This window comes from Pseudomonas sp. HMSC063H08, from assembly GCF_001813645.1.
Classification (GTDB): domain Bacteria; phylum Pseudomonadota; class Gammaproteobacteria; order Pseudomonadales; family Pseudomonadaceae; genus Pseudomonas; species Pseudomonas aeruginosa.
On sequence record NZ_KV813438.1, the window covers coordinates 1 to 3,854 of the forward strand.

Annotated in this window: 5 protein-coding genes; 4 read left to right on the forward strand and 1 reads right to left on the reverse strand. The window is 65.6% G+C overall.

The genetic code is table 11. The features are described from left to right. Positions 1 to 251: hypothetical protein (locus HMPREF2924_RS34355; protein ID WP_003123702.1), on the forward strand; the 251-nt coding region annotated here is incomplete at its 5' end. Here the strand turns inward: HMPREF2924_RS34355 and HMPREF2924_RS14290 are convergent. Further along, positions 248 to 727, reverse strand: coding sequence for a TIGR02444 family protein (locus tag HMPREF2924_RS14290; RefSeq protein ID WP_003096377.1), 480 nt, complete (start codon positions 725 to 727; stop codon positions 248 to 250). The two genes, HMPREF2924_RS34355 and HMPREF2924_RS14290, sit on opposite strands and share 4 nt — an antisense overlap. Positions 728 to 772: 45 nt before the next feature. Between HMPREF2924_RS14290 and HMPREF2924_RS14295 the strand changes: the two genes are divergently transcribed. From HMPREF2924_RS14295 to HMPREF2924_RS14305, 3 genes are all read left to right on the forward strand, one after another. After that, positions 773 to 2,689: an ATP-binding cassette domain-containing protein gene (locus tag HMPREF2924_RS14295; protein ID WP_003111257.1), complete on the forward strand. Its 1,917-nt coding sequence runs from the start codon at positions 773 to 775 to the stop codon at positions 2,687 to 2,689. Further along, on the forward strand, positions 2,689 to 3,267 hold the full coding sequence (locus HMPREF2924_RS14300; protein WP_003123700.1) for a mechanosensitive ion channel family protein: 579 nt from the start codon (positions 2,689 to 2,691) through the stop codon (positions 3,265 to 3,267). The genes HMPREF2924_RS14295 and HMPREF2924_RS14300 overlap by 1 nt, the downstream gene beginning before the upstream one ends. A 6-nt stretch (positions 3,268 to 3,273) precedes the next feature. Further along, a partial coding sequence (locus HMPREF2924_RS14305) for a TerC family protein (protein ID WP_049330643.1) occupies positions 3,274 to 3,854 on the forward strand: 581 nt, incomplete at its 3' end.

Below are 3,854 nucleotides of genomic sequence, written 5' to 3' on the forward strand. Positions count from 1 at the left end.
CGGCGGCGAAGCCTGTGGCGAAACCGGCGGCCGCGAAGCCTGCAGCCAAGCCGGCTGCGAAGCCTGCGGCGAAACCGGTGGCCAAGCCTGCGGCGAAACCCGTAGCCGCGAAACCTGCCGCAGCCAAGCCCGCCACCGCTCCTGCTGCGAAGCCTGCGGCGACTCCCAGCGCCCCGGCAGCCGCCTCCAGCGCTGCTTCGGCAACGCCTGCCGCGGGCAGCAACGGCGCCGCCCCGACCAGCGCCTCCTAAGGCGCTGTCTGCAAAGCCGCCGAGCCAAGCACCAGCAAAGCCCGGCGCTCTGCTTCCGTGCAGATGTCCCGGCTGCAGGCTTGCAGCCAGGCATCCGCATTACGATTCGCCTCCTGGCCCTCCAGCCAGGCTGTGGCCAGGTCGGCCAGGCGTTGCAGGTGTTCCCGTTCCGCTCGTAGTTCCTGGGCCTTCATTTCCTCGCGGAGTTCGGCCAGGCAGGCATCGTGGGTTGCCGCTTCGCGCCAGGCGCAACGCAATCTGCGCAGGGGTTCGATGACCGTTTCGCGCCAGGGGCGCGCGGCGTTCTCCAGGATCTGGGCGCGTTCTTTCGAGCAGCTCACACCGCGCCTTCCAAGCCAGGCGGCGACCAGCAACAGGCAGACGTCCGCACCTTGCTCCTGAAGCGCGAGGCAAGCCGTTTCCACGCCCGGCTGGGCATAGACGTCCACCGCGAATTTCCAGACATTTCCAGTCATACAGCCTCACGCTCCGCAAGGGCGAAACTGATAAACTCCGCCGCCATGATCCGACTCCTCAATCTTACGCTACAGCGCGGGCCGCAGCGCCTCCTGGAAGCTGCTGAACTGACCCTGCACGCCGGCCAGAAAGCCGGTCTCATCGGGGCCAATGGCGCTGGCAAGTCCAGCTTGTTCGCGCTGTTGCGCGGCCAGCTCGGCCAGGATGCCGGCGACTGCCTGTTGCCCGCCGACTGGCGCATCGCGCACATGCGCCAGGAGGTCGATACCCTGGATCGCCTGGCGGTGGATTACGTGCTCGACGGCGACAGTCGCCTGCGCGAGATCCAGGCGGCACTGGCCGCCGCCGAAGCGGCGCACGACGGTTCTGCCCTGGCGCGCCTGCATACCGAACTGGACAACGCCGACGGTTACACCGCCGATGCGCGGGCGCGCAAGCTGCTGGCCGGACTCGGCTTCAGCAGCGAGCAGATGGAGCGCCGGGTCGGTGATTTCTCCGGCGGTTGGAGGATGCGCCTGAACCTGGCGCAGGCGCTGATGTGCCCGTCCGACCTGCTGTTGCTCGACGAGCCGACCAACCACCTCGACCTGGACGCCATCCTCTGGCTGGAAGAGTGGCTCAAGGGTTATCCCGGCACTCTGGTGCTGATCTCCCACGACCGCGACTTCCTCGATGCGGTGGTGGACCATGTGGTGCATCTGGAAAACCGCAAGCTGACCCTCTATCGCGGCGGCTATTCCGCTTTCGAGCGGACCCGCGCCGAGCGGCTGGCTCAGCAACAGCAGGCCTACGAGAAACAGCAGGCGCAGCGTGCGCACATGGAAAGCTTCATCGCCCGCTTCAAGGCCAAGGCCACCAAGGCGCGCCAGGCGCAGAGCCGGATCAAGGCGCTGGAGCGTCTCGAGGAACTGGCGCCGGCACATGTCGATTCGCCGTTCAATTTCAGTTTCCGCGAGTCGGACAAGATCTCCCGGCCGTTGCTGGATCTCGGCGAAGGCCGTCTCGGCTATGGCGACAAGGCGGTGCTGGAGAAGGTCAAGCTGCAACTGGTGCCCGGTGCGCGGATCGGCCTGCTCGGTCCCAACGGTGCCGGCAAGTCGACCCTGATCAAGACCCTGGCCGGGGACCTGCCCGAATTGGGCGGCCGCCTGCTGCGCGGCGAGAACCTGGCCATCGGATACTTCGCCCAGCACCAGCTCGATTCGCTGGACCCACAGGCCAGCCCGTTGCTGCATCTGCAGCGTATCGCCCCCGGCGAGCGCGAACAGACCCTCAAGGACTTCCTCGGCGGCTTCGACTTCCGCGGCGTTCGGGTGGACGAGCCGGTATTGAACTTCTCCGGTGGCGAGAAAGCGCGCCTGGCCCTGGCGCTGATCGCCTGGCAGAAGCCCAACCTGCTGCTGCTCGACGAGCCGACCAACCACCTCGACCTGGAAATGCGCCTGGCCTTGACCATGGCTCTACAGGAGTTTTCCGGGGCGGTCCTGGTGGTTTCCCACGACCGGCACCTGCTCAAAAGCACCACCGACGAATTCCTCCTGGTCGCCGATGGGCGCGTGGTGCCGTTCGATGGCGATCTCGACGATTACGCCCGCTGGCTGGTCGACTATCGCGCGCGCAAGGCGCCGCAGGCCGAGACCGCGCCGGGTGCGCCGACCGAACGCACCGACAAGCGCGCCCAGCGCCAGGCAGCGGCCGCGCTGCGCCAGCAGCTGGCGCCGCACAAGCGCGAGGCCGACAAGCTGGAGCGCGAACTCGGCGGCCTGCACGAAAAGCTAGCCGCTATCGAGGCGCGGCTGGGCGACAGCGCCCTGTACGACGTATCGCGAAAGGACGAATTGCGCGAGTTGCTGTCCGAACAATCGAGCCTGAAGGTTCGCGAAGGCGAGCTGGAGGAACGTTGGCTGGAGGCCCTGGAAACCCTCGAAGCCTTGCAGAAAGAACTGGAGGCCAGTGAGTGATGGATAACCTGCAGATGTTGACGCAGACCTGGAGCGGGCCGCTGGTGGTGGCGCTGCAGATCCTGCTCATCCTGCTGGTCGCCTGGCTGCTCCAGCGCCTGGTCCGACGCACGGTGACCCGTATCGGCGAGCGTTATCCGGTGCCGCCGGAGCTGCTCCTGCCGCTGCGTGGCGGCCTGCGCTGGCTGATCATGGTCAGCGCACTGATCATGGTGCTGGAGCGCCTGGGCGTGTCCGCCGAAGTGCTGTGGACCGCGCTGACCGGTTTCGCCGCGGTGGCGGCGGTAGCCTTCTTCGCCATCTGGAGCGTGCTCTCCAACCTGTTCTGTGCGTTGCTGATCTTCACCGTCGGACCGTTCCGCATCGGCGACCGCGTGGAGCTGATCGATAGCGCCGACAAACCGGGCGTCACCGGACGCGTGGTTGCCATCAATCTCTTGTATACGACACTGGAAGAAACCCTCGAGGATGGCTCGCCGGGCCCGCTGCTGCAGGTTCCCAACAGCCTGTTCTTCCAGAAAGCCGTGCGTCGCTGGCGTGGGCCAGGTTTTTCAACTCCAACAAAAAACGGGAAATAACCATCTATGGAATGGCTCGCCAGTCCTGAAATCTGGGTCGCGTTCCTGACCCTGACCGCCCTGGAAATCGTCCTCGGCATCGACAACATCATCTTCATCTCGATCCTGGTCGGGCGCCTGCCGCCGGCCCAGCAACCGAAGGCGCGCTTCTTCGGCCTGGCCCTGGCCATGGGCACGCGGATCCTGCTGTTGCTCTCGATCACCTGGGTCATGCGCCTGACCACCGACCTGTTCCACCTGTTCGGCCAGGGCATCTCCGGGCGTGACCTGATCCTCTTCTTCGGCGGCCTGTTCCTGCTGTTCAAGAGCACCATGGAGATCTACCACAGCCTGGAAGGCGCGGAAGAAGAGCAGAAGAGCGGCGGCAAGGCCCACGGCTTCATGGGCATCATCGTCCAGATCGCGATCATCGACATCATCTTCTCCCTGGACTCGGTGATCACCGCCGTCGGTCTGGTGCAGAACGTGCCGGTGATGGTCGCGGCGATCGTCATCTCGGTCGGCGTGATGATGCTGGCGGCAGGCACCATCAGCGACTTCATCGAGAAACACCCATCGCTGAAGATGCTCGCCCTGTCGTTCCTCAT

What these genes read in the sequence shown, in the direction of transcription:
- HMPREF2924_RS14290 (WP_003096377.1), bottom strand. Translation starts at nt 727, where the DNA reads ATGACTGGAAATGTCTGGAAATTCGCGGTGGACGTCTATGCCCAGCCG.
- HMPREF2924_RS14295 (WP_003111257.1), top strand. Translation starts at nt 773, where the DNA reads ATGATCCGACTCCTCAATCTTACGCTACAGCGCGGGCCGCAGCGCCTC.
- HMPREF2924_RS14300 (WP_003123700.1), top strand. Translation starts at nt 2,689, where the DNA reads ATGGATAACCTGCAGATGTTGACGCAGACCTGGAGCGGGCCGCTGGTG.